The sequence below is a fragment of the Phyllobacterium zundukense genome (assembly GCF_002764115.1).
In the GTDB taxonomy this organism is placed as follows: Bacteria; Pseudomonadota; Alphaproteobacteria; order Rhizobiales; family Rhizobiaceae; genus Phyllobacterium; species Phyllobacterium zundukense.
Window position 1 is genome coordinate 337,238 of the sequence record NZ_CP017942.1, and the last position, 24,908, is coordinate 362,145.

The 24,908-nt window shown below is 56.8% G+C and carries 21 protein-coding genes; 10 read left to right on the top strand and 11 right to left on the bottom strand.

What is annotated here, in order from left to right; genetic code table 11:
* Positions 1 to 76: 76 nt before the first annotated feature.
* From BLM14_RS24655 to BLM14_RS24675, 5 genes are all read left to right on the top strand, one after another.
* On the top strand, positions 77 to 1,021 hold the full coding sequence (locus tag BLM14_RS24655) for an ABC transporter permease (RefSeq protein WP_100002591.1): 945 nt from the start codon (positions 77 to 79) through the stop codon (positions 1,019 to 1,021).
* Entirely contained in the window at positions 1,018 to 1,836 is an 819-nt protein-coding gene (locus BLM14_RS24660; RefSeq protein ID WP_100002593.1) for an ABC transporter permease, read from the top strand. The genes BLM14_RS24655 and BLM14_RS24660 overlap by 4 nt, the downstream gene beginning before the upstream one ends.
* Positions 1,833 to 3,464, top strand: coding sequence for an ABC transporter ATP-binding protein (locus tag BLM14_RS24665; protein WP_100002595.1), 1,632 nt, complete (start codon positions 1,833 to 1,835; stop codon positions 3,462 to 3,464). Before BLM14_RS24660 ends, BLM14_RS24665 begins: the two co-directional genes overlap by 4 nt.
* Positions 3,465 to 3,505: 41 nt before the next feature.
* Complete coding sequence (locus BLM14_RS24670) at positions 3,506 to 5,050, top strand: ABC transporter substrate-binding protein (protein WP_100002597.1); 1,545 nt, start codon at positions 3,506 to 3,508, stop codon at positions 5,048 to 5,050.
* A 61-nt stretch (positions 5,051 to 5,111) separates the two neighbouring features.
* Positions 5,112 to 6,551, top strand: coding sequence for a M20 family metallopeptidase (locus tag BLM14_RS24675; protein ID WP_100002599.1), 1,440 nt, complete (start codon positions 5,112 to 5,114; stop codon positions 6,549 to 6,551).
* A 54-nt stretch (positions 6,552 to 6,605) separates the two neighbouring features.
* Here BLM14_RS24675 and BLM14_RS24680 read toward each other — a convergent pair whose 3' ends face one another.
* Positions 6,606 to 7,412, bottom strand: a complete 807-nt coding sequence (locus tag BLM14_RS24680) for a class I SAM-dependent methyltransferase (RefSeq protein ID WP_100002601.1) — start codon at positions 7,410 to 7,412, stop codon at positions 6,606 to 6,608.
* Between the two features lie 106 nt (positions 7,413 to 7,518).
* Between BLM14_RS24680 and BLM14_RS24685 the strand changes: the two genes are divergently transcribed.
* The 4 genes from BLM14_RS24685 to BLM14_RS24700 are packed head-to-tail and all read left to right on the top strand — an operon-like array spanning position 7,519 to position 11,647.
* Entirely contained in the window at positions 7,519 to 8,652 is a 1,134-nt protein-coding gene (locus BLM14_RS24685) for an ABC transporter substrate-binding protein (protein ID WP_100002603.1), read from the top strand.
* A gap of 36 nt (positions 8,653 to 8,688) precedes the next feature.
* Entirely contained in the window at positions 8,689 to 9,831 is a 1,143-nt protein-coding gene (locus tag BLM14_RS24690; protein ID WP_100002605.1) for an ABC transporter substrate-binding protein, read from the top strand.
* The gene (locus tag BLM14_RS24695; protein WP_162293241.1) at positions 9,831 to 10,898 is read left to right on the top strand and encodes a FecCD family ABC transporter permease; all 1,068 of its coding nucleotides are present in this window, start codon (positions 9,831 to 9,833) and stop codon (positions 10,896 to 10,898) included. The genes BLM14_RS24690 and BLM14_RS24695 overlap by 1 nt, the downstream gene beginning before the upstream one ends.
* Positions 10,892 to 11,647 carry an ABC transporter ATP-binding protein gene (locus BLM14_RS24700; RefSeq protein WP_100002609.1) on the top strand — a complete coding sequence of 252 codons (756 nt, stop codon included), beginning with the start codon at positions 10,892 to 10,894 and terminating at the stop codon, positions 11,645 to 11,647. Before BLM14_RS24695 ends, BLM14_RS24700 begins: the two co-directional genes overlap by 7 nt.
* An 18-nt stretch (positions 11,648 to 11,665) precedes the next feature.
* Here the strand turns inward: BLM14_RS24700 and BLM14_RS24705 are convergent, their stop codons facing one another.
* From BLM14_RS24705 to BLM14_RS24750, 10 genes are all read right to left on the bottom strand, one after another.
* On the bottom strand, positions 11,666 to 13,630 hold the full coding sequence (locus BLM14_RS24705; RefSeq protein ID WP_157929593.1) for a glycosyltransferase: 1,965 nt from the start codon (positions 13,628 to 13,630) through the stop codon (positions 11,666 to 11,668).
* A 46-nt stretch (positions 13,631 to 13,676) separates the two neighbouring features.
* Positions 13,677 to 15,074, bottom strand: a complete 1,398-nt coding sequence (locus BLM14_RS24710; RefSeq protein ID WP_157929594.1) for an HlyD family secretion protein — start codon at positions 15,072 to 15,074, stop codon at positions 13,677 to 13,679.
* Between the two features lie 266 nt (positions 15,075 to 15,340).
* Positions 15,341 to 16,270 (bottom strand): dihydrodipicolinate synthase family protein, encoded by a 930-nt coding sequence (locus BLM14_RS24715; protein WP_100002615.1) that lies wholly within the window; start codon positions 16,268 to 16,270, stop codon positions 15,341 to 15,343.
* Positions 16,271 to 16,285: 15 nt separating this feature from the next.
* Positions 16,286 to 17,242: an ABC transporter ATP-binding protein gene (locus BLM14_RS24720; RefSeq protein WP_100002617.1), complete on the bottom strand. Its 957-nt coding sequence runs from the start codon at positions 17,240 to 17,242 to the stop codon at positions 16,286 to 16,288.
* Positions 17,239 to 18,261 (bottom strand): ABC transporter ATP-binding protein, encoded by a 1,023-nt coding sequence (locus BLM14_RS24725; protein WP_100002619.1) that lies wholly within the window; start codon positions 18,259 to 18,261, stop codon positions 17,239 to 17,241. Before BLM14_RS24725 ends, BLM14_RS24720 begins: the two co-directional genes overlap by 4 nt.
* A gap of 8 nt (positions 18,262 to 18,269) precedes the next feature.
* Positions 18,270 to 19,187: a dihydrodipicolinate synthase family protein gene (locus tag BLM14_RS24730; RefSeq protein ID WP_100002621.1), complete on the bottom strand. Its 918-nt coding sequence runs from the start codon at positions 19,185 to 19,187 to the stop codon at positions 18,270 to 18,272.
* A gap of 20 nt (positions 19,188 to 19,207) precedes the next feature.
* Positions 19,208 to 20,083, bottom strand: a complete 876-nt coding sequence (locus BLM14_RS24735) for an ABC transporter permease (RefSeq protein ID WP_100002623.1) — start codon at positions 20,081 to 20,083, stop codon at positions 19,208 to 19,210.
* Positions 20,083 to 21,042 carry an ABC transporter permease gene (locus BLM14_RS24740; RefSeq protein ID WP_100002625.1) on the bottom strand — a complete coding sequence of 320 codons (960 nt, stop codon included), beginning with the start codon at positions 21,040 to 21,042 and terminating at the stop codon, positions 20,083 to 20,085. The genes BLM14_RS24735 and BLM14_RS24740 overlap by 1 nt, the downstream gene beginning before the upstream one ends.
* A gap of 57 nt (positions 21,043 to 21,099) precedes the next feature.
* Positions 21,100 to 22,683, bottom strand: a complete 1,584-nt coding sequence (locus BLM14_RS24745) for an ABC transporter substrate-binding protein (protein ID WP_100002627.1) — start codon at positions 22,681 to 22,683, stop codon at positions 21,100 to 21,102.
* Positions 22,680 to 23,411: a FadR/GntR family transcriptional regulator gene (locus BLM14_RS24750; protein WP_100002629.1), complete on the bottom strand. Its 732-nt coding sequence runs from the start codon at positions 23,409 to 23,411 to the stop codon at positions 22,680 to 22,682. The genes BLM14_RS24745 and BLM14_RS24750 overlap by 4 nt, the downstream gene beginning before the upstream one ends.
* A 228-nt stretch (positions 23,412 to 23,639) precedes the next feature.
* Between BLM14_RS24750 and BLM14_RS24755 the strand changes: the two genes are divergently transcribed.
* Positions 23,640 to 24,839, top strand: a complete 1,200-nt coding sequence (locus tag BLM14_RS24755) for an AI-2E family transporter (protein ID WP_100002631.1) — start codon at positions 23,640 to 23,642, stop codon at positions 24,837 to 24,839.
* The last annotated feature ends 69 nt before the right edge of the window (positions 24,840 to 24,908 follow it).

The window sequence follows — 24,908 nt, forward strand, 5'->3', positions numbered from 1 at the left end:
AGGGCTCAACAGGCCAAGCGGCGGCGTAGCTCACGACTGTGACAAGCGTCTGTCAAAAGAGCAGAATGGGAACCAGGTGTTAAAGTTTATCCTCAGCAGAATGCTGATGGCCGTGCCGACAATAATCATTGTCGCTGTCACGGTTTTCGCACTTATTCGCCTTATTCCAGGCGATCCGGCAGCACTGATGCTCGGTGATCTGGCAGAGCCGCAACAGATTGCGGCACTCCGCTCATCCCTGGGTCTCGATCAGAGTATCCCGGTTCAGTTCATGATCTGGGTCGGCAATCTGTTTTCAGGCGATTTCGGCAAATCGATCGTCACCGGCGAGCCTGTACTTCATCTTGTCCTGTCACGCTTTTTCATCAGCGCCCAGATCGTCGTGCTTGCCGTGTTTATCGCCAGCCTGATTGCCGTACCAGCTGGCGTCATTGCCGCATGGAAGCAAAACAGCCTGACTGATCTTGCCCTTGTCGGCACCGCAACCGTGCTTCTCTCTATTCCGACCTTCTGGCTCGGCCTGTTGTTATTGCTGTTCTTTGGGTTGAAGCTCGGCTGGGTACCTGTCCTTGGCTATATCTCGGTGACGACAGACTGGAAAGCTGGTCTGATCTATATGGCGCTGCCGGTCGCCACGCTGTTCATTCACGAAATGGGTGTCCTCATCCGCATGGCTCGCGCCTCCACGCTCGAAGTGCTGCGGCTCGACTATATCACCCATGCCCGTGCCAAGGGGCTTTCCGAACAGGCTGTCCTGTGGCGCCATGCTTTCAAGAATGCGTTCGGCCCGACATGGACAATGATCGGCCTGATCCTCGGCAATTTGCTCGGCGGCATTGCCGTCATCGAGACCGTGTTCTCTATCCCCGGCCTTGGCCGACTCCTCGTCGACAGCATCTTTCAGCGTGATTACCCCGTCATCCAGGGTTGTCTGCTGCTGGTCGCCCTCGCCTATGTCCTGGTCAACCTGATTGTCGACCTCCTTTATCCGCTTTTCGATCCGCGAGTGGCAGCAGAATGAACCGTTTCACATTTAACGGTGTCATTGGCGGCACCATCATCGCACTTCTGTTCGTCGTCGCGGCAACCGGCCTGTTCTGGACACCGTTCGATCCGATGACATTAAGCTTCACGGCCCGGCTCGCGCCGCCAAGCGAATTGCATCTGCTGGGAACCGACGAGTTTGGCCGCGACGTGCTGAGCCGTATCATGGTTGGCGCCAGGGCCAGCGTATGGATCGGCGTTGCCACGGTGTTTTTTGCAGTTACCGCCGGTACATTGATCGGCCTGCTCAGCGGATACGCGAGAGGCTGGGTCGATAGCGTCATCATGGCATTCAACAATGCGCTGCTTGCCTTTCCCGGCATTCTGCTGGCGCTCGGCCTTCTCGCCGTCTTCGGTGCAAATCAGTACGGCATTATATTCGCACTCGGGATCGCCTACACGCCGTCCATGGCGCGCATCGTACGCGGCGCTGTGCTGTCGCTGCGCGAGAAGGAATTCATCGAAGCGTCAAAGATCATGGGCAACAGCGAAATCTACACGATGTTCCGCCATGTCCTCCCTAACTGCCTCGCGCCGATCACTGTACTCGGCACATCCATGTTCGGCTGGGCGATCCTGTCGGAAAGCGCGTTGAGCTTTCTTGGCCTTGGTGTGCCACCTCCCGCGCCAACATGGGGCAATATGCTTGCAGCCGGCCGGCCCTTCATCGAGCAGGCGGCCTGGCTCGGGTTCTTTCCCGGTCTCTGCATTGCCCTGACGCTTCTTGGTATCAACCTCCTTGGCGATGCACTGCGCGACAAGCTCGATCCCCGCATGAAAGGTCTGAAATGAGCGACCAAAAGCAACTTCTGAGCGTTCGCGATCTATCGCTCAACGTCGCGCATAGCGGGATGCCGGTCGTCAAGAACGTCAACTTCGACGTCGCACCGGGTGAAATCGTTGGGATCGTCGGTGAATCCGGTTCTGGCAAGACGCTGGCAACGCGGGCCATCATTGCTCTTATTCCACCCGGTATCCGTCATGCGGGCGGTTCCATCTTCTACAAGGGGAAGGATGTCCTCAAGGCCAAGGAGGGTGCCCTGCGCCAATTGCGCGGCGGCGAAATCGGCGTTGTCTTCCAGGAACCGATGACTTCCCTCAACCCATCGATGACCATCGGCCGGCAGCTTGAGGAAGGGCTCATTCTCCACACAAAGCAAAGCCCTACCGAGCGCCGCGAGAATATCCTGAGCATGCTGACCCGTGTCGGACTGAAGGATCCCGCGGCTACGCTGACCGCCTACCCCCACGAGTTTTCGGGCGGCATGCGGCAGAGGATCATGCTGGCGTCGGTCATGCTGCTGAAGCCAGCCTTGCTGATCGCGGATGAGCCGACAACGGCGCTTGATGCGGTGATCCAGCGAGACGTCATGGAATTGATGGTGGAGTTGACCCGTGCCGAAGGCACCGCTGTTCTTCTGATCAGCCATGACCTGCCAATGGTCGCGCGCTACACCAACCGCTTCGTCGTAATGGAGCGCGGCGTGGTTGTCGAACAGGGTACGACAGAGAAAATCCTCACCAAGCCCGAGCACCCATATACACGCAAGCTCCTGTCATCCCTGCCGTTCCGTGGTCATGTGCGTTGCATCGACAAGGTAACGGCGCCGATGATCTCGGCGCGGGATATCGTCGTCGACTATCCTGGGCGCAAGAGCCTGTTCAAGAAAGGTGCCGCGAAGCGGGCATTGCACGGCATCAGCGTCGATATTCATGTCGGAGAGGTCGTAGCGCTAGTTGGCGGCTCCGGTTCCGGCAAGACGACGCTTGGACGTACGATTGCCGGTCTGGTGCAGGAAAGCAGCGGCGAAATCCTCTTTCAAGGCAAGAGCTGCAAGAGCGACTGGTTCGACTATCGCATGAATTGCCAAATGGTATTCCAGGATCCCTATTCCTCACTCGATCCTCGCATGACCATCTTCGCTCTTGTCGAAGAAGCTCTACGACTGGTTCCTGATCTCAGTGCTGCGGAAAAGAAAAAGCGCGCACTCGACACGCTTGAGGAAGTCGGCCTCGGTGACACCTTTGCCGATCGCTATCCGCACCAGTTATCTGGTGGTCAGCGCCAGCGCGTGGCCATCGCCCGTGCCATAGCGCGCCGCCCGAAATTCCTGATTGCCGACGAGCCGGTCTCCGCCCTTGATGTCACCGTGCGTGCGCAGGTCCTCGAACTCTTTTCAAACTTGCAGAAGCGTTACGGCTTCTCGTGCCTGTTCATCAGCCATGATCTTGGCGTGGTTGAACAGGTCGCCGACCGCGTGATCGTCATGCAGGACGGCCGGATCGTTGAACAGGGTGATCGCGACACGATCTTCGACGATCCGAAGAACGCCTACACGCGCAAACTGCTCTCGGCGATTCCGGCGCTCGATCTCAACGGCAGCGGCGGCGTCACGCTGAAATGGCGTCTTGACGCCTGAGACGACGAAATTCCGAACAATCAAACAAGAAGAGTGGAACCATGAAAAAAATACTTCTCTCAGGAACAATCCTCATGATGGCATTCGGTATTGCCGAAGCGCGTGAGATCAATGTCGCGCAAAGCTCCGATATCCGCAGCAATGTGCCCGGCGTCAACCGTGACGGCAATACGGACTCCGTGATCTTTCATCTCGTTGAAGGTCTCGTGGGCTACACCGAAAACGGCGATGTCAAGCCGCTCCTCGCCGAGTCCATAGCAGTCTCAGAAGACGGGCTCACCTATACATTCAAGCTGCGCGACAACGTGAAATTTCACAATGGCGATGCACTGACTGCTGAAGATGTGGTCTGGAACTGGAACCGCTATATGGCGGAAGATACCAAATGGACCTGCCGTTCCGATTTTGACGGCAGCCGGGCTGTGAAGGTGACCGGTATTGAAGCAACCGATGCACGCACGCTCACCATGAAGATCACCGCACCTTCTGCCGTTTTCCTGGGCCTCATGGCTCGTCCGGAATGCGGCTATACCGGCATCATCAGTCCGAAATCCATCGCGGCGGATGGTACTTTCATCGCCCCCATTGGCACCGGCCCCTTTAAATGGGGCGAGTGGAAACGCGGGGAGTATGTCCGCTTGACCAAGTTTGACGACTATGTGTCGCCGCCCAATGACGGTAAGCCCGACGGCATGGTGGGATCCAAGCGGCCACTGGTGGATGGCGTCAAGTTTTCCGCGATTCCGGATGCATCGACCGTCAAGGCCGGTCTTCAGTCCGGTGCGCTCGACGCTGCCGAAGTATCGGCGGACCTGGTGGCCGAGTTCAAGGACAATGCTGCCGTTCAGCTGATCATGCAGCGCAACAACGGCAAGAACCTTCTCTATATGCAAACGCGCGATCCAGTCCTGAGCAACGTCGGCGTCCGCCGTGCCATGGCCGAATCCCTCGACCTAGACCAGCTCGTCGTAGCCGTTTCCAACGGAACCGGGGCAGCAAATCCTTCGATGGTTTCGATGGACTCGATCTATTACTCAGACGTTCAGAAGAAAAAAATCTCGATGGATCTCGAAAAGGCCAAGAAGGACCTGGCGGACTCCGGCTACAAGCGCGAGCCGATCACAATCATCGCCAACAAACGCGGCAATGTGCCAAGCTACCCGGCTGCCGTTGTTGCCCAGGCTATGATGCAGCAAGTCGGCCTGAACGTGCAGATCGAAGTTCTTGACTATGCGACACAGGTGGATCGCCGCCGGAGCGGCAAATATCAGGTTATCTCCCAGTCGGTGACACCTCGCCTCGACCCGGCGCTGATGTACAGTTTCTACGTTGGTAACAAGGACAAGAATGCCTCGCTGATGTGGGACAATCCAAAAGCGATCGAGCTGATGGAAGCCGCCTACAAGGAAGCCGACCAGACCAAGCGGCAGGCGATCTTCAACCAGTTCCACGAGCTGATGCTTGAGGATGTGCCCGGCATATTCCTGTACGATCTCATCGACATATGGGGCGCTTCGAAGAAACTGCATGGCACACCCGTGTGGCAGTCGAATGTACGCGTTTGGGAAGTTTCACTTGATAACTAACAGGCAAGCATTTCTCCCGGGCACAGCCGCCCGGGAGCCCCATGCCCAAGAAGGATAAAACATGAATACCAAGCCATCCGTTGCAGCTATCGCTGCGGCCGTCGACAGGCTGCAGCCCGAATTTGCTGCGATGAGCAATGCGATCTGGGATTATGCGGAGCTGAGCTTTGCCGAGCACCAATCCGTGAAAACACAGATTTCCATGCTGGAAAAATACGGTTTTGGCATTCAACGCAATATTGCCGATATCGAGACGGCCTTCATCGGCGAAGCCGGCAGCGGCAAACCGGTCATTGCCTTCCTCGGCGAGTTCGACGCTCTCGCTGGCCTTAGCCAGCGGGCCGGGATTGCCCGGGAGGAACCGGTTACGCCCGGCGCAACAGGTCATGGTTGCGGCCACAATCTGCTTGGGACAGGTTCGATGCTGGCGGCAGTAGCGCTTGCCGGCCATCTCAAGGCAAATAACCTCCCGGGTACTGTCCGTTATTATGGTTGCCCCGGTGAAGAAGGTGGATCGGGCAAGACTTTCATGACGCGGGCTGGCGCTTTCAACGATGTCGATGCAGCTCTGACCTGGCATCCCGCGCCCTTCAATGGCGTACGTTCCACGAACAATCTCGCGGTGTTGGAAATCTATTACCGCTTCAAAGGTATCGCTGCCCATGCCTCTAACGGTGCTCATCTCGGCCGTAGCGCCCTCGACGCACTTGAACTGATGAACGTCGGCGTCAATTTCCTGCGCGAGCACATGCCGCAGGATTGCCGTGTGCACTACGCCATCACAGACGCTGGCGGAAAGGCAGCAAATGTCGTGCAATCCCGGACGGAAGCGCTTTACTTGGTCCGAGCGCCGGAAATGCCGACTGCACTGGAGCTGGCGAGCCGCGTCGATCGTATTGCCAAGGGTGCAGCAATGATGACGGACACGGAAGTCGAGATTGTCTTCGACCGCGCGGCCACCAACCTTCTGCCGAATATCGCGCTCGAAAGCGCGATACACGCTAATATGGTGCAGCTTGGACCCGTGCCGTTCGATGAGGCCGATATCGCCTTTGCAAAGCAAATCCAGGACACACTGACCCAGGAAGCCATCAAGAGCAGCGTCAAACTCTACCAGATCAAGTCCGACGTGTTTCTCAACAGCAAGGTGGACGGATCAACGCCGCTACATTTGGGCTTGCGTGACTTCGAAGGTGAATCGCATTTTCGCGCTGGGTCGACAGATGTCGGTGACGTGAGTTGGGTCACGCCAACCGCACAATGCTGGGCGCCGGCATGGGCTATCGGCACCGCACCACACACGTGGCAAGTGGTTGCGCAGGGAAAGAGCCCGGCTGCCCACAAAGCCTTTGCCCACGCGGCAAAATCGCTGGCAACCACGGGACTTGGCCTGATCCTAAACCCCGACCTTTTGGCAAGCGCCAAGGCGGAATGGCTGGAGAAAACCGAGGGCCGTCCCTATCAGTGCCCGATACCGGCGCACGTCGGACCGAAACTATAGAATCAACTTCAGCGATACCTCGATGAGCGGACAAGAGAGCGTTGGACGTGCTGTTTAGTGGTGCTTGCGGGCTCTGATCGCGTAGCGATGCTGAGACGCCCTCGCCCAGCCTTTCAGTAGACTGAAGCTTTTGGCCTGCATGCGATGGATCGCACGCATGTCTGTATCGATTGTGACATCAACGAAGCCGGCCTGCCGTAACAGATCTGCGACGGCTTCAGCACGCGCGCCCTGTGAGAAATAAACGCGCGAAAGGATGCTGCGGTGCGTTTCCATAAGCTCAGCTGACGATCGTGCCGGTTCGCCCTTCATAAGTCCCACGCGCTGGCAAATATCGGACAAACTGATGATTAGCCGCTCCAATCGGTTCGAATTGACGAAATCGCCATCGACGATCAGTACTGCACCCCCGGGTTTGAGCACGCGCAGCCATTCGGTGAAAGCGGTCGCTGGATCTACCAGCGTCCAGACCAGATGCCGATTGATGATGACATCATAATGGTTGGATGGCTCCATGGTATTCTCGGCATCACCCAGGCGAAAGGCAATCTTTCGTCCTCGCGCCTTCGCCTTGGCGCGGGCAAGCTCGATCATTGGGTCTGCCCAATCTATCCCGGTCACCTTGAAGCCGAGATCGTCCATCAGGTGCGATACGACGCCCGTGCCGCTGGCAAGGTCAAGCGCGGCACGCCCCTTGCCCTCCCCCAAATGCCTGAGAATGAGTTTATGCCATGCGGCGCGTTCGGCTTCGGAGAAAATCTCGTGTCCCGGCGACTGATCAAAGCCCTCCGCCCGCTCCGACCAATAGGCCTTGATTTCATCACGAAGATTGAAGTTCGATCCGTCTGCTAGGCTGTCCATCGTGGCTGTCCCGTGAATTTACTTGGAAGCGTTCTAAAAGATAAATGTTGACTGATAAAGTCATCAAATAATAAAACGCACCAGCTTTCCACTGGAGTTACGAAGAATGCGGTTGTTTGACAAGGCAGCTTTAGCCGCCATGGGTCTATGCGTTTTCTTTTCCGCCAATGCATTCGCGGAAAAGATCACCATCAAGGATGTGACCGGGCGCAATGTCGAAGTAAATGCGCCTGTCAAGCATGTGATACTTGGCGAGGGCCGGCAGATTTATTTCGCCGCTGTGCTCGACCGGGATGAACCGTTCAAGCGTATCGTCGGCTGGCGCGATGATCTGCCAAAGGCAGATCCGGAAAGCTACGCTGCCTACCTCGCGAAATATCCCGAAGTTGCCAAGCTGCCAACCTTCGGCGGCATGAAAGATGGAACGTTCGATGTAGAACAGGCGGTTGCACTCAAACCGGACGTCATCATTATGAATGTCGACGCAAAGACCGCGACCGAAGAAGCGGGATATATCGAAAAACTTGGCAAGGTTGGTATACCTTTGGTCTACGTGGATTTCCGTGAGAAGCCCATGGAAAACACAGAGCCGAGCATGCGCATCATCGGCAAGCTTTTCGGCAAGGAGGAGAAGGCTGAGGAGTTTATCAAGTTCCGCGCCGACAGCATCGCCAAGGTCACAGACGTTCTTGCCCGGGAAACCCCGGCAAAGCCGCTTGTCTTCGTTGAGCGCGCGGGCGGTTATTCCGACGATTGCTGCATGTCATTCGGCAATGAAAACTTTGGCAAGATGGTCGAATTCGCCGGCGGCACCAATATGGCCAAGGATATTATTCCTGGCACATTCGGCACTGTGAACCCGGAACAGATTATCGCATCCAACCCGGATCAGATTATTATTACCGGCGGCAACTGGCAGGGTTATGTGCCTGGCGGCAACTGGGTCGGTGTCGGCTACGGCGCCGATGAGACGGAAGCGCTGCGCAAACTGGAAAATCTGACGAAGCGCCCGGCATTCACCGGTGTCAAGGCCGTCCAGGACGGCAATGTCCACGCCATCTGGCACCAGTTCTATAACAACCCCTATCAGTTTGTCGCCATTCAGGAGATTGCCAAGTGGCTGCATCCCGACCTGTTCAAGGATCTCGATCCCGAGATGACATTCAAGGAGCTGCACGAACGTTTCCTGCCGCTTCCCTATAAGAGTGGCTATTTTGTATCGCTGCGCGCCGAGGGCTAATCGACTTTCGGCATTTTCGAACGAGGTTTTCAGACGATGATTTTGAACAGAGCTATTTTGGTGCTTACCGCTGCTTTACTCTTGACGGCAACGCCGGCGGTAGCTGACAAGACAACAATTACCGACGTCACGGGCCGGCAGGTGGAACTTGACCTACCCGCAAAGCGCGTCCTTGTCGGCGAGGCGCGGCAGATTCACGTGATCGCCGCGCTAAAGGGCGAGCATCTGTTCGACACGATCGTCGGCTGGCGCGATGACATGATCAAGAAGGATCCGGATTCCTACGAAGCTTACCGCGAACGCTTTCCGGCGCTCGAAAGCCTGCCGCAAACCGGCTACATACCCAGCGGGACATTCAGCCTGGAGGGAGCTATTGCCCTGAAGCCGGATATCCTGACCCTGAACCTCGAGGCGCAGAAATCCGCACAGGAATCCGGTATCGAGGAAAAGGCTGCCGCCGCAGGTATTGCGATCGTTTACCTCGATTTCCGGGTTGATCCGGCGAAGAACAGCGAGAAGAGTATCGAGCTGCTTGGCAGCATCTTCGGCGAGAAGACAAAGGCGGCGGAGTTCATCGCCTATCGCCGTGCCCAGATTGCACTTGTCACCGAACGCCTCGCCAAGGCGGGGAACATCGTGCGCCCCAAAGTCTTCATCGAGCGCTCGCCCGGCATCTCGGGCGACAATGTGTGCTGCCGAACTTTCGGCCCTGCCAATTTTGGTGAGATGGTCGAACTGGCAGGCGGCCATAACATTGCAACCGACGTCATCAGCACCACTTTTGGCGATCTCAATCCCGAGCAGATCGTCGTAAGCAATCCGGACCACGTGATCGTCACGGGCGCGAACTGGGCCGCAGAATCGGATATCAACCAGTTTGTGCATGTCGGGCGCGGTGCTGACCCGGAAAACGCCCGTACAAAACTCGAAGCGTTGATGGAACGCCCCGCCTTTTCCAGCCTCGCCGCGGTCAAGAATGGCAAGGTGCACGCCGTTTGGCACCAGTTCTACGGCGTTCCCTATGAGTTCGTTCCGATCCAGCAATTTGCCAAATGGTTCCATCCCGATCTGTTTGGCGATCTCGATCCAGACAAGACGTTCAGGGAGTTTCATGAACGGTTTTTGCCGATCATCTACCGTCCAGGCTATTTCGTCTCACTTCCTGCAGGCGAAGAGTGATGGTCACGGTGCTAGATAAAGTGGCGGGTATCGAGGGGCACGGACGTTACCGTGCCCTTGTCTTGCGTCGGCTGCTGTTGATCGGCGGGCTGTGCGTCGCGTTGTTCCTTTCCGTCGCCATCGACATGGCTCTCGGGCCCGCAAATTACGCGCTTTCCGATGTGCTCAAGGCCCTGTTCCAATCCGATGCGGTCAGCGATCAACTCCGAGTTGTCATCTGGGATATCCGTATGCCCATTGCACTGATGGCGGTGACCGTTGGTGCCTCGCTTTCGGTCGCGGGCGCGCAGATGCAAACCATTCTCGCCAATCCCCTGGCCAGCCCATTCACGCTTGGCATTTCGGCGGCGGCTGGCTTTGGTGCCGCACTTGCGCTGGTTGGCGGGATCGCGGTTTTTCCTGTCGCTACACAATTCATGGTGCCGATCAACGCCTTTCTGATGGCAATGCTGGCAGCACTCTTCATCCATTTTGCTTCAACCATGCGCGGTGTCACTGTCGAAACAATTGTCCTGCTTGGCATTGCCCTTGTCTTTACGTTTAACGCGCTGTTGTCGCTGCTTGAATATCTGGCCTCGGAGCAGGCACTTGCCGCTGTCGTGTTCTGGACCATGGGCAGCCTCACCAAGGCGACATGGCCAAAGGTCTGGGTCACCGCTACCGTCCTGGTTGTCACCGTTCCGTTGTTTGCCCGCCGCGCCTGGGCACTGACGGCCTTGCGGCTCGGCGAAGACAAGGCAGCCAGCTTCGGCATCAATGTCCGCCGCTTGCGGCTTGAGACCATGCTGACCGTGAGTCTTCTGGCTGCCATCCCCGTTTCTTTTGTCGGCACGATAGGCTTCGTCGGTCTTGTTGGCCCGCACATCGCGCGCATGCTGGTTGGCGAAGATCAACGTTTCTTCCTGCCCGCATCGGTCATCTGCGGCGCATTGCTCCTGTCGACCACGTCCGTCGTCAGCAAGACGCTCATTCCGGGAGCTGTTCTTCCGATCGGCGTCATAACGGCGCTGGTCGGCGTACCATTCTTCTTCGCCCTCATTTTCACGCACCGGAGGCGTTCATGGTAAGCTTGACGCTCGACGGCCTTGGAGCCAAGTACGGAAAACATACGGTACTGTCAGGTGTAACCACGGGATTGCTGACCGCCGGCGGTATGACCGCCATTATCGGCCCTAACGCCGCAGGTAAATCAACTCTGTTCAAGCGGATTGCTGGGCTCATTTCGGGACCTGGTCTGGTGCATCTCTCCGAAACAGCCAAGGGCGATGAAACCATCTGCTACATGCCGCAGGATACGGATGCCAACGCGGTGCTTACCGTTTACGAATCCGTTCTGCTCGCATCCAAGCAGGGTTCGGGCTGGAAGGTCCATGACAGCGAGTTGCAGGAAATCGACCGGATACTGGGAGCGCTCAGGATCGACGATCTCGCATTCCGCAGCCTTGGCGAACTATCCGGCGGCCAGCGCCAGCTGGTGTCGATTGCCCAGGCCCTGGTGCGTAAACCCGAAGTTCTGCTGATGGACGAGCCGACGTCGGCGCTGGACCTGTTCCGCCAAATCGAGGTCCTCAGTTTCATGAAGAGCCTTTCGGCCCGGTCGAACATGGCCGTGATGATTGCACTGCATGATCTGAATCACGCATTGCGCTACTGCGACAACACGATCGTCATCGCCAACGGAACAATGATAGCCAGTGGTCCAACTCGCGAAGTGATTACACAAGCTCTGCTGCGTGATATTTACCGCGTCGATGCCCGGATCGAGCACTGCTCTCAGGGACGGCCAATCATCATTGTCGACGGGTCGCTCACCTGATGGGTCTGCAATCAGGCCTCAACCAAACAATCGTGCGAATACCCTCTTCATCACGGTACCCGTTTTGATTGTCACAATCGAGGATTGGAACTTGCCGGAATAAACGTACCGCACCATCGCTGCACGCGCCACGATGGTGTTCTCTATCACAATGGCGAAATCCACCTCCGATTGCCTGGCAATTTGACCATGTAGCAATGATGTACCGAGTTGAAGGGTAACGCCTGCACCGACATTTGCCGGTGCTGTGCCGAGCAGCCTCGCTCCGGTAATGGATATATCAGCCATGAGAAAAACCCCTCGTCGATCGCCTGCAGTTACCACGATTGGATCGTTGCAGCGCAGTCGTTCGTTCTTTCTGACACGCGGGCGCTCGACACAAACCGCTATGGCAGTAAGAAGAATCGTGATGTTGTACCAGCACCAGTAGAGGGCAATCGCACTTGAATCCTGAAGCGATCCGTTGCTGTGAACAGAGAACGACATGAAAATGCCGAGGATCGTGAGCGCCAGCAACGCAGCAAACAGCGCCATCATGCGCCATTGAATGATGGTTTTGCTGCGATCACCACCCTTGGCAGTTACCTTGAATTTCCGCCCGCGCGGGCGAAACAAACCCACGACAACGGCAGTTAAAACTTCTCGCGCCGTCAGAACCTGCGAAAGATCGGTCAGGATTGGCAACACGCGCTGGTTCGACAGCCAGGCGATGACTCCAATGTTCACAAGATAATAGGGAAGGAAATGCCGGATACCGTCGGCTGCATCGACATTGACGGCACGGATATCGAAAAGCAGATAGAAGATTGGCACCAAGAAGCCCGACATGCGGAACGCATAGGCTGCACTCCAATAAAGGAGGGTTTCGATCAGACTCATCCGGTCGAGAAATGACAGGCCGTTTTTCAGATTGAACGGCCCATCCGGACCTCTGACAATCTGCATGAATCCCAGACACCAGCGGCTTCTTTGAGTGATATATTCCTGCAGCCCTTCAGGTGCCAGTCCGAGGGACAGTTGTTCGTTGAGATAAACCGTCCGGTAGCTGTGCCGCTTCAGGCGTAGTGTCAGCAGATAATCTTCGGTCACAGAATCCGTTGGGAAACCGCCTGTTCGGGCTAATGCGGTCATGCGGATGACCGACGATGTACCACAGCAAAACGCGGTTCCCCAATCATCCTTCGACGGCATAAGAACCTCGAAGAAATAGCGCTGCTCGTCCGGCCAGGCATCAGCTACACGCAGGTTGGCTTGGATAGGATCGGGATTGATGAAATGTTGTGGCGTCTGCACGATACCGACATCGTCTTCGCGAAACAGCGTCATTGTCCGTGATAAAAAATGCCGGGCAGGCACGAAATCGGCATCGAGAATAGAGATGAAATCCGGAGGCGTCGCAAGACCGGCAACATGTTTCAACGCATGGTTGATGTTACCTGCCTTTGCGTGGTTATTGTCGGGCCGTGCCAGATAGTGGCAGCCCAGTTCCTTTGATAATTGGCAAAGCCAATCCCGGCGGCTGTCATCGAGAATCCAGACTCGAAAATTAGGATAATCCATCGCCATTGCACCGAGGATGGTGCGGTCCAGGATTTCTCTGTCTTCATTGTATGTGCAGATAAAAACGTCAACCAGCGGCATGGTCCGGTGGGAGAAAAGCCATTCATGGTTGGCATCGGCCTCCGCCGTGCGACTGCGAACCCGAAGCAGGGTCACATAGGAGAGGATCGATCCAGTAACCGCTATAAACTCGATAGCAAAGAACAGACAGCCAAAGGCAAAATTGCTGAAGTCCGCCATTGGGGGAATTGTGACGGTGGCGCGCCAATGCAAATAGTGCAAGGTCAAGGTCAGCGTCGCGGCTATCGGAATGACGCGCCATCGGCTGTCGCGAGACAGCCATGGCAAGATGACGAGCATTGCGCCGGCCACGAGAAGACCCGGTACCGCACCTTCTAACAAGGTAGAGATGATCGGGTTCATGATTGGGAAGCCCTGTCCGCGCACCCGGTATCGAGCCGAAAGTAGCTCAACCGGCAACCTGATCATGCTGGAAGACGACGCGTCCGGTCCGCCCCACCAGGCATTGCCCACTGGCGGCTATATCCGGAACAGAAACCGTCACCCGGTAGGATTGCTTGGTCAGCGCAGACGGCAGAATGGCGAGATTGGCTGCTACAGATGCAACGCCGCTTAACTGTACCACTTTGCCCTGGTGTTCAGGCCCGCCTTCCCTAAAAATGAAACGAGCTGGCGTGCCAACGCTTAACCGGTTGTAGACGGCTTCACTGACCGTCGCCGTTACTACCGAATTGGAACAATCAAGAAGCCGCATCAAATCCTGTCCAGCGACGACCTGCTCGCCAGGCGATGCCAGCACTTCCCAAATCTGCCCGACGACCGGCGCGCGGATCGTGACCTCGCTTGCGGCGGCAAACAGTGCTTTCTCGCGAGCAACCGCAATCTGCGAGTTCGCATGGCGGAGATCCTGCCTTCGCAGATCGGCTGTGGCTACCGCAATAGTTTGCATGATTTCATCGAGACGCTGCGCCGACCGTGGCTGATCATTATAGCTGTCTCCTATGAAAACGCCACGGGCTAATGCATCCAGTTCGACAGTCGCGCTATCGCGTTTCGCGGTTGCGCCCCTGACGGCCTCCTCCGCAACGCGCGCGCTACGAACAGCCTTGTCCAATTCGGACTGTGACAGAAACCCCTTTGTTTGGAGTGCTTCGACACGTGCACGCTCCACTTGCGCCTTGTCGTTTTCAACATTTGCCGAAGCCACTAACGCGTCAGTTTCTGCGACCCGCGCTTGCAATTGACGCATACGCCCTTCCTGGAAGGCCGCGACCTGAACCTGCAAATCGTTGCGGAGCTTTGTCAATTGTTCAACCTGTTCTGTAAGGGAAGCCCGTTGCTCCAGCGTCTGATCCAGATCGCGCCGGGCATCGTTCAACCGGCTCTGATCTACTCTCGAATTCACGATATGAACGAGGGGCGCATTCTGCTGAACGCTATTGTCCGTACCATCCAGAATCATATCCTTTTCGATGAGACCGCCAATCGGCGCTCTCAAAGTCACCAGCCGCGCATTGACAACAGCCTCGACGCTCGAGACCTGAAAGAGCCTCTGAACCGGTATCCAGCCAACTACGATCAGGAGGGCGACGCCCGCAAGGCTCCTGATCGCCCTACCCCGCCACGGAACCGCCTGCTTCTGACGAATAGCGTTTTGAGAATTCGGCTCTTTCCCGACCAAAGGCAAACCGTGCTCGCCAGGTTGGTATTCTTCCTGGAGCAGTCGATGCAGAACCGGTGCGCCCCCTGCAGCATCCGACACCGGGATATCGCTGGCGCCTTGTTCCGATATTTCCCGCAACGAGGGTGTTCGACCGAGCTCGCTCTTGTTTCGATGTGACGCCATTTGCCGATTTGCCCCCAAGCCCTTGAACACTGTAAAGGCCCTGGGGCCACATACACTGGTCGTGGTCGCGTCGAGCTTTTCAATATTCATTATTTGGATAGGCGATTGAGATTCAGTAAATGCCGGCCCAAAGCGTAGGTCTTTAACGCTGACCGCGTACATTTACCGCATGACTAAACTGTAATCTCACAGCCAGTTTCCAACGGATAATTCGCCGCTCGGCACTCAGGAATATGAATCTCTCAATTACTCATTGCGGGCTACGGTCAGATGATAATCTCGCTCAATTCCTGTTTTGCGATGCCCCTCAACCGCTCTGCCTCACTGTCTGGGATCCAGCGGTAGGGAAAACGGAGCCGCGTTCCGACAGGTCCCCAATTGCCTACGGCGGCAAGCAATTTGTCGAGCGCAGCATTTGAATATCCCAAATTTTGCCTGAACGGCACGATATGCTCATCCATGAACCTGCAGATCCGCTGTTCAATTTCGAGAGCCACGCCAATGTCGGTTTGCATCAGATCGGTCCACCGTTGAGCACCGCCCGGACTGAGACACGCAACGTTGGAGAATGATCCCGCCGCGACACCTTCATTGACACCAGTGGCGAGATGATGCCCGGGTACGAAAAGCGAAACACCGTGCAGATGTGCGCGGGCATCCGCATACCAGTCCTTGCCGCCATCGGCCAATTTCACGCCTGTTACGCCGGGTGCTGAAGCCAGTATTGTTGCGAGTTCCGTCGATGCGAGAACGCGCTTTGCATGTGGGGGATTGTAGAGGATCAGGGGAATGCCGCTTGCAGTGTCGGACGCCCTGTTGAGGAAATCGATTGCTTCCGAATCGGTCAGCGGCCACCAGTCCGGCAATATGACCTGAATGGCAGCGGGCATATGCGATGCGGCACGGCGCACACGATTGAGCATGATCGCCGGATCGGGCTGACACGCCCCGATAATGAATGGCATCCCTGCCCTTTGGCACCGCTCAGCTAACACAAACTGTATTTTGTCGAATTCCTCCTCGGTCTGATTGTGGAATTCGCCGGCCGTGCCGTTCGAATAAATGCCGTCGACACCCGCATCGACCAGAATATCGATCTCGTCGCCCAGCTTATTGAACTCTATATTGTCGTCTGCCTCTATAGGCAGGAGCAGACTGGCCCAATTGCCGCTGATTGCGTGTTTTCCCGATTTCAAGGCAAGCTCCTGGGCTCAGTTCAGATCATCGCGGATACAGGCCTTGAACTGGCCTGGTCCAACTTCGCGCAATTGCGGGATCGTTTGAGCGCAGGCGTCCAATGCGTTGGGACAACGCGTACGGAACACGCAACCGCTGGGCGGATTGGCTGGGCTCGGTATATCCCCCTTCAGGATTTGGCGGTTGCGCGGCGCGTCTGGATCCGATGACGGGATTGCCGACAAAAGGGCCCGTGTATAGGGATGCTGCGGCTTCGAATACAGATCGGCACTGGAGGCAATCTCCATGATGCGTCCGAGGTAGAGCACGATTACCCGGTCACAGATATATTCCACGACCGCGAGGTCGTGCGAAATGAACAGCATAGTGAGGCCCAGCCGCTGCTGCAGATCGCGCAGAAGATTGATCACCTGCGCCTGGATCGATACATCAAGTGCCGATACCGGCTCGTCTGCGACGATGAATTCCGGTGCAAGCGTCAAAGCGCGCGCAATGCCGATGCGCTGGCGCTGCCCACCGGAAAACTCATGCGCATACCGGTTGATCGCTTCGGCCGGAAGATCGACCTGTGCCAGCGCTGTCCGAGCCCGGTCGAGGCGTTCCTGACGTGTGCCGATGCCCTGGATTTTCAAGCCTTCAGTCAAGATCTCGCCTATGGTCATGCGTGGTGAAAGGCTCGCAAAGGGATCCTGAAAAATATACTGCATGCGCGGCCGCGCCCGCCGCATCTGCGAAGCCGAGAGCAGGGTCAGTTCCGTGCCGTCGAATTTCACACTACCGGACGAAGGCTCGACCAACCGCAATACCGAACGGCCAATCGTGGTCTTGCCGCTGCCGGATTCGCCGACAAGGCCGACTACTTCGCCCTTGGCAATATCGAAAGAGATGCCTTCGAGGATATTGAGTTTCGTTCCTCGGGAAACGTAGTGCTTCGCCAAATCGCGGACGACGAGGAATGGAGCGGCGCTCATCGTCTCACCTCCTGCCACCGAATGCAGCGGCTGCGATGCACCGCATTTACTTCGGAAAGTAGTGGCACCGCTATCCGGCAGGCATCGATCGCATAGCTGCAGCGCGGAGAAAAAGCACAACCAACGGGCATATCCGCGAGGCTCGGCACAACACCGGGGATGGCCGCCAGTTTCTCTCCGGCCTGCTTCATGCGAGTCGCATCGCCAAGCCGCGGCATTGATGCGAGAAGGCCGAGCGTATAGGGGTGACGAGGATTACGGAAAACTTCGCCGACCGGTCCTTCCTCTACGATCCGCCCCGCATACATGACCGCGACACGATGGGCTATTTCAGCGACCACTCCAAGATTGTGTGTGACGAAAAGCATGCCCATACCGCGCTCTTGCTGGAGCCTGAGCAGAAGGTCGAGGATTTGCGCCTGGATCGTCACATCCAGTGCAGTTGTTGGTTCGTCGGCGATCAGCAATGTCGGATCACAGGCCAGCGCCATGGCGATTGTCACACGCTGACGCATGCCACCGGATAGCTCGTGCGGGTATTGCCCAGCCCGGCGTTTCGCATCAGGTATGCCGACCTGATCGAGGAGCGCGATTGCAGCAACCATGGCCGGCTTCCGGTCGGCATTGCGATGGATGCGGATAGGCTCCGCGATCTGGTCCCCCACCGTAAATACCGGGTTCAGACTGGACATCGGCTCCTGGAACACCATGCCGATATCATCCCCGCGGATCGTCCGCATCTGTTCCTCACCCAGCGTGACGAGATCACGAACCGCACCATCCTTGCTCTTGAACCGGATGCTCCCCGCCGCAATAGCCCCGACGTTGTGGGTCAACAGGCGCATGACCGACAGGCTGGTCACGGATTTGCCTGAACCGGATTCGCCGACAAGCGCTACCGTCTCACCGGCTGCTACGGCCAGGTCGATGCCGTTGACAGCCGTGATCTCGCCGCCGCGGGTGCGGAAGATTGTCCGCAATCCTTGAATGTCGAGAATTGGTTCGATGCGCTTGTCCATTTTTGCCCTCAGCCGAGCAGGCCGGTGGAGCGCAGAATCGCATCGATCTTTGTGGTTTCCGTATCATTCAGTGCCTGCCGTGGCCGCGGCATGACGTTCGTATCGATGATGCCCAGGCTGCGCATCGCAGTCTTGAATCCGCCCACGCCCGAAGCACCGCCGCTGACGCGGCCCTGCGCGACCCATACGATTTCAAACAGCTTGCAGAGCCGTTCCTGCTCCTTGCGCGCCGCGACCCAGTCGCCGCGTTGCGCGGCGTCCCACAGCCGGACATAGCCATGCGGATCGACATTGGCGAGGCCCGGAACGACGCCGTGAGCACCCATCTGCAGTGCATTGTCGACGACGATCTCCGAGCCGGTCATCAGGAACATTTCCTTGTATTCAGCGAGATCAAGCAGGGCATAACGGAAATTGCCGTCATCGCCGCTGGAATCCTTGAGACCGATGATGACGCCTTCCTTGGCCAGTGTCGTCACTGTCGAACGCGCAAGTTTGGCATGCACGCAAACGGGGATGTCGTAGGCGACTAGCGGAATATCGACCGCATCCTTGATATATCGGAAATGGTCCATCGTCTCAGCCTGACTGGTGACGGTATAGAACGGCGCGGTTACGACCACGGCGGCGGCCCCGGCAGCCTTCGCGACCTTGGTATGATTGATAACGCGATCGGTCGTCGGATCGACGACGCCAGCGATGACGGGCACGCGACCGTTGACCACCTTCACCGTATGTTCGAGGATCTGTTGCCGCGTCCTTTCGTCGTGGAACACTACTTCACTCGTCGAGCCGAGCACGAATACGCCGTGGCACCCTGCCCCGATCAGGTGTTCGAGCACCTTTGTATAGGACGAATAATCAACCGTGAAGTCCAGATTGAGCGGTGTTACGACGGGAGGAACAACACCATGGAATTTTGTCATTTTCGTTTTTCTTTCGCTTGTCAGTTTAGTTCGGCGCGAGGATCGAAGGCATCTCTCAGACCATCGCCAATGAAGTTGATCGCAAGGACAGCAAGCACCAGCGCCCCGCCAGGGAACAGCCATTGCCAGGGAAATTGTTCGAGAACTGCAGTGGATCGGGCGGCATTCAGCATGTTGCCCCAGCTTGCGGCGGGAGGTGCGATGCCTAGCCCTAGGAAAGACAGGCCCGCCTCCAGCAGGATCGCATTGGCGATTTGCAGGGTCGCATATACGACGAGAATATCGATCGAGTTCGGCAGGCCATGCCGGAACAACAGGTGAGCAAGCCCTGCCCCCATGCCGCGCGAGGCCACGACGAAATCCCGTTCACGCAGCTCAAGCAGGCGCGAACGGATCATGCGTGACAATAGCGGCCACGACAGCAGCGAGATGACCAGGACCGTCGGCCATATGCCGGTACCGGCAATCGACGCGAGTACCAGCAGAAAGATAACGGGCGGCAACGTCATCACCAGATCGACGAAGCGCATGGTGACCGCGTCGGCCCAGCGTCCAGCAAGCGCCGAGATGGCGCCGACCAGAAAACCGATGGTCGCCGAGACTATCGTCGATGCAACTGCTACCAACAGCGAAATGCGCCCGCCTTCGAGAACGCGGGCAAACACGTCGCGGCCCACACCGTCGGTCCCGAACCAGTGTGTGGCGGTGGGACTGCTGTTCATGGCCAGAAGATCTATGTCGTTCGGCCTGAAGGTCCACCACAGCGGGTATGACAGGATCAGCATCAACATCGGCACGATCGCGCAAAGGCCGAAAATCGCTGCTCTGTTGTGGCCGAAGCGATGCAGTGCTCTGGCTGTCGGACCCGGGCTGGGAGAAGGAGTACGCGCCAGCATCAGCCCACCTTGATGCGCGGGTCAATGACCGCATAGGTTATGTCGGTCAGGAGATTGACGACGATCACACAAGCGCCGATGACCAGCGTGGCGCCCATGATTACGGGGTAATCGCGCGTCTCTACGGCGTTGACCAGCAACAGCCCCATGCCGGGCCAGTTGAACACGCTTTCGATGAAGATAGCACCTCCAATAGCCAAGCCGATGGTCGACCCGATCAGTGTCACGACTGGCAGTAGTGCATTGCGCAGGGCATGCTTGGCGATGACCCAGAATTCCTTGACCCCCTTTGCCCGAGCGGTGCGCACATAATCCTGGTTGAGGACTTCCAGCAGCGAGGCGCGCATGTAGCGCATGATCAACGCCGCCTGGGCAATCGAAAGAAGCGCGGCAGGCATGATCAGGTGCCACAGTAGATCGCCGATCGAAAATTCTGTTCCGGGCGTCAGCATACCCCCGGATGGTGCCCATTTCAGGCGTACTGCAAAAACATAGAGGCCGATCAACGCACTAAGAAATGGCGGACTGGAAATCCCGATGACAGCGAACACGGAGAACGACAAATCGGCCGCAGAATTCCGGCGCACCGCGCTGACGACGCCCGTCGCGATGCCGGCTACGATAGCGATCATGAGAGCGGATCCCATTAACAATACTGTCGGCCCGATCCGCGACAGTACCAAGCCCAACACCGGTTGGTCCTGGCGCTTGATCGAAAAGCCAAGGTTACCAGTCACAGCCTGTTGCAGCCACGCCAGGTATTGCACAGGCAAAGGTTTATCTAGCCCGAGCTGGCTGCGCAGATCGACAAGTTGCGTTGGCGACATGGGGATATTCGGATCGATATAGGCATCGATCGGATCGCCCGGCGTGAGACGGAGCAGCAGGAAGATAAGCATGCTCAATGCGACGAGCATGCCGGTTCCTATCATCAGGCGTCGAAGACTATAATGAAGCATCTTGATTCCGCTTTGTGGGGGTGACCGAAGCCACCCCGCTTTAAGCAAACGAACGGTCTATTCAGCGATCGACCATTTTTCCGGATGAGCCTGGTACGGTCCGCCACCCGGGGCCGGCGTCCAGGTGAAATCCTTCAGCTTTGCCGACACGACACCATAGCGGTTTGCCACCCACAGGGTTGCCCAGGGCAGATTTGCGTTCATCACCTTGCAGACATCCTGATAGTGGGCGACACGTTTGGAAGCGTCAGGCTCCGCTAGTGCTGAATCCAGAGCTTTATTGAGGTCAGGCATTCGGGCACGCACGACATTTGGACCCGCTGGCGGGATTTGCTTTTCATTGAGGCCAACATTGATACTGCCTGCGTCAGGTCCATTCTGCAGACCGGCATAGACCATCTGGAACTGTGCCACATCCGGTGTCGGGTTGAGTACAATGCTGTTGTATGTCGGCGTATCAACAGCCCGCGGCACGACATTTATCCCCACCTGCGCCAGCATGGCCTGCACAGCTGCTAGCACATTGGTAGCCAGCGGCGTGGTATAGTAAGTCAGAAGCGTGATCGGCTTGTCGCCATTAATCTGCGCCCATCCGGCTTCTTCGAGCAGTTTTTTTGCCTTTTCCGGATCATACGCATACGTGTCAACGCCCTGCGGCACCAACTGGTCGACTACATAGGCGCAATTGGCTGGTTTGGCGGCACCGCCATAGAGGCTTTTGATGATCGCGTCGCGGTTGATGGCATACATCACGGCCTTGCGGACGCGAATATCTTTCCAGATCGGCGAGTCATGATTGAAGCCGAGATAATTCACGACAAAGGAGTCGCCTTCGATCACCTTGAATGCTTCGTCGCCCTTGAACGTCGAAACGTCATTGGAATCAACATAGGTGAACTGTATTTCACCTGCACGCAGCGCGGCGATGGCCGCGGCCGGATTGGCAAAGTAGCGGTTGATTACACGCTCGAGCGCCGGCTTGCCGCCGCGATAGTCGGTGTTGGCAGCGAGTTCGACATATTGATCGGTGACATATTTGGTGAACTTGAATGGGCCGGTGCCGATGGGCGTTGTTGACCACCAGCTGTTCTTGGCGAGCTGATCCGCGGGGATGGATGCCAACGCATGTTCAGGCAGCATCATCACCTTGGTCATCGTATCTAGGGTGCTCGCGCTCGGAGCACTGAGCTTGATGACCAAAGTGTGTTCGTCCGGCGCTTCAACGGATGCAACCGCCTTCAAACGGGCAGCAAGAACCGAACCGGATTTGGCGTCCTTGGCTAGTTCAATGGTGAATTTTGCGTCCCTGGAGGTGAACGGTTTGCCGTCGTGCCATTTTGCATCCGCCAGCTTGAACGTATAGGTCAGCTGGTCCGGACTGACTTCATAGGTATCCGCAAGGGCGCCGACGACTTTCTGCAGCTTCTCGTCATAGCTGACAAGTGGCTCGAAATAGACACTGAGCCAGGTGAACCCGGCCGTGGCCGCCAGCGGATTGAAATTGCCCTGGAACCCTCCCGGCCCCACATCAAATCCACCTGACAAGGTCGCTGCTTGCGCCGCCGGTGCCATTGATACGGCGCCAGCGCTTAAAAGCGCCGCGGATATAGCCAGTGCCGAGGCTATCATTTTCAGTTTCATGGAGTCCTCCCATTGGATGGATTGGTCTTGTTGTGTTCAATCACCCGAGCAATCCCCTCGTAGTGACTGTCGAGACGCTTGCGTGCGTCTTCGAGATTTCGCGTTTCGACCGCATCGACGATCGCTTCATGATCGCGCCAGGTGGCCATCGGGTCGGTGTTTTCGAGATTGACGAAGTCCGACGCCTTGTAGAAAGCAAGCCAGAACACTTCGATGAGCCTCACCAGGGTTTCATTTTCCTGGCAGCGAAATAGCAATCTGTGAAATAGCCGGTCTTCATCGACGAAGGCTTCGTTGCGCTCGGCGTGAACACGCATCCGCGCCACCACCTGCCTTAGCTCCTGAATGTCTTCGTCGGTAATTCTTTCCAGGGTCTTGCCGATAAGGCCGACCTCCAGCGTCCGGCGTATCTCGAGAACCTCCTCGATCTGGCGCAGTGCTCCTCCGAGGCCATAGGCCAGATTGTCTAGCAGCGGCTCAAAGGAGAAAGCCTTGACGAAGACACCCACCCCTCGCCTCGACTCCAACACGCCAACTGACTCCAGCGCCTTGATGCCTTCGCGAAGCGAGTTCCTGCTGACGCCAAGCTGGCTGGCAAGCTCACCTTCCGGTGGCATGGGCGCACCGGCTTCAAGGCCATTTTCATTGATATAAGCGCGCAGACTCTCCTGCACGGAAACATGGAGCAAAGGCGCCCGGTACAATGGCTTGAGCGATTTGAAGGACATTGATGAATCCGCTCCAATGATCGTCAGTAATCTTGCAGCGAATTAGATAACCACTTGTAGGATATCTGTCAACAGGATATTTCGTTTGAAGGACGGTACGACCGCACTGCAGTCCGCAGAAACAGTTCATTCATTCGAAATGATATCGCTGGTACGGAATCAGCGAGAACTAGTAGTACTCAAAACTCGATCTGATAGAGTTGGATCAAACGACGCCTGGGAGGAATAATGACCAGCAAGAATGTTGAGCCGCTACGCCCCATTGGCCGCGCATCAGGAACACTGATTTCGCCGGCATCCGCCGCGCGCTGGCTAATCGTTGCCATCATCGTTGCAGGCATCTATTTCTTTCATGGATTTCTGGTTCCCGTTCTTGCGGCGCTCGTCATTGCATTTGCCAGCTGGCCCGTCTTCACTCGTCTACGGACGGCCTTGGGTGGCAACAAAACCGTCGCTGCTTTTGCCGCTATTCTCCTTCTTCTCGCATTCATTATTGTTCCGGTCGCCTTCGCTGGAGCATATGCCGCCAATGAAGTCGGCGAGTGGATCAAATGGGCCGTCGAGGTGAACCGCGATGGCGCACTTCCGCCGCAATGGATCGCCGGATTGCCGTTAATTGGTGAATGGCTGAGTCAGATGTGGATTCAGCACGTGGGGCCTCCAGGGGCACTTGGCCATCTCTTGCAGATCGGCACAGGCGCGAATTTCGGCAGCATCTACCGGGCGGTGGTGATAGCAGGCGGCGGTGCGTTCACACTGCTTTTGACCGCGATATTCATGCTTATCGCGCTTTTCTTCATCTTCAAGGACGGAGAAGCATTCGCCAGGCAGATCGATCGTTTGGGAGAGCGTCTGTTACCCACACGCTGGGAGCGGATCTCTCGCGTTGTTCCAGCAACGATCAGTTCGACAGTCACAGGAATGACAATCATCGCGATCGGTGAAGGTGTCGTGCTCGGAGGGGCTTACTGGATAGCGGGCGTCCCCTCACCGGCGACTCTCGGCGTCATTACAGCAGTCATGGCCCTCGTCCCGGGCGGCGCGCCCCTGTGCTTTACACTGGTTTCTCTCTATCTTGTCGGAAGCGGATCGCAGCTGGCCGGCTTGTTGTTGTTCATCTGGGGTGCAACGGAATTGTTCATCGTCGACAAAACGTTGCGACCGAAACTTGTTGGTGGTCCCGTCAAATTGGCTTTCCTTCCAACCTTTTTTGGGCTGATTGGCGGCGTAAAGACAATGGGCTTCCTTGGCCTGTTCATAGGGCCAGTCTTGATGGCATTACTCGTCGCAATCTGGCGGGAATGGTTGCGGGAGATTGGCGCTGAAGAGCAGGACGAACCGGTCGTTGATGAAATAACGCTTAATTTGCCTGATCCAAATAGCAACATCAAAGAACTGAGCACCGGATATCAAAGAAAGGGGGACTGATTGTCGCCCCCCGTGCCAGCACGCATGTCTCAACCAAGTAAAAAAGAAACTGGTTTTCGGTAGAACCGG